The sequence below is a fragment of the Ruegeria sp. D1(2025) genome, assembly GCF_056536425.1.
Genome location: NZ_JBQFPO010000037.1, coordinates 1 through 1,512 on the forward strand (window position 1 = coordinate 1; position 1,512 = coordinate 1,512).

A 1,512-nucleotide genomic window follows, 5' to 3' on the forward strand; every position below is an offset into this window, starting at 1 on the left:
TGTCCGTCGTCAGGGATTTTGGGACAGATGGCGCTCTGATCTAAGAGAGGATGTGGCTCATCTGGTTGGTTTGATTATGCGGCGGATTTGCGGTGAAGCAAGCGCCGGGTTTCGATGGTCTTTCGTTTGATCCTCTCTCGTTGTTTTAGAATGGTCTGTCCGCGCCCGAAGTAGACATCAGCGGGGCGTGAGGTTTTGTAAGCTTTCGTGGTAGCGCCGGTGGTTGTAGTGATCGACGAAAGCATCGATCTGCTGCCTGAGATCACCGGGCAGGTAGTAGTTTTCCAGCAAGATGCGGTTCTTCAAGGTCTGGTGCCAGCGCTCGATCTTTCCCTGAGTTTGCGGATGGTATGGCGCCCCTCGGACATGATCCATTTCCTGATCTTCCAGCCATTCAGCAAGTTTACCAGAGATATAACTGGATCCGTTATCACTGAGCAGGCGCGGTTTGTGCAGCACGGTTGCCTGATCACAGCCCGACGCCTGTAGTGCCAGGTCCAGCGTGTCGGTCACATCCTCGGTCTTCATAGTCGTACAAAGCTTCCAAGCGATGATGTAACGGCTGTAATCGTCCAGGATCGTACTGAGATAGAACCAGCCCCAGCCGATGACCTTCAGGTAAGTGAAGTCGGTCTGCCAGAGTTGGTTCGGCCGTGTGGTCTTGTCCTGGAACTCGTCTGCGGCCGACAAAACCACATAAGCCGGGCTGGTGATCAGATCGTAGGACTTGAGGATGCGATAGACCGAAGCCTCTGACACAAAGTACTTTTCTGTGTCGGTGAAGCGAACAGCTAACTCACGCGGGGAAAGCTCACTTTCCTTCAGTGCCAGGTCCTTGATCTTCTCACGCATTGGCTGCGGAATGCGGTTCCAGACCCGTGAGGGCTTGGGACTACGATCCTCAAGCGCCTCAGGACCACCCGACAGATACCGGTCGTACCAGCGATAGAAGGTGGTCTTCGGGATGCCCAGCTTTTCCAAAGTGCGCTTGGTCGGGAGATGCGAACCTTCGACGAGGCGGATGATCTCCAGCTTTTCAGATGCAGGATACCTCATTCGTCGTCGTCCCCATCTGCGATCATGCTTTTTTTGAGCAAACGCAGTTCCAGGGCCTGTTCTGCAACAACTTCCTTTAGATCACGGGCTTCCCGTCTCAGATCCTTCACTTCGGCGGAAGTTGCCGCACGGGCCGTGTCACCTGCCAGACGTTTCTTGCCGGCTTCCAGAAATTCCTTGGACCAGCTGTAATACAGGCTCTGCGCGACGCCCTCACGACGGCACAGCTCTGCAATGCTGTCCTCGCCTTTAAGGCCGTCCAGCACGATCCTGATCTTCTCTTCTGCGGAATACTGTTTGCGGGTCACACGGCGAATGTCCTTTACGACCTTCTCACCGTAGCTCTGCTTGGTTCCGGGTTTCTTTCTCATCTCCACTCCTTGGCGGTTACGATGAGCCAGAAACCCTCTCTTATCAAATCTACTTAAACTGTCCCATTGGTGCTGACGTCAGACA

Annotated in this window: 1 pseudogene; it reads right to left on the bottom strand. The window is 54.2% G+C overall.

Features of this window, described 5'->3' with window-relative positions:
• Nucleotides 1-74: 74 nt before the first annotated feature.
• Nucleotides 75-1,427, bottom strand: a pseudogene (locus ACR1XU_RS23090) (IS3 family transposase).
• Nucleotides 1,428-1,512 lie beyond the last annotated feature (85 nt).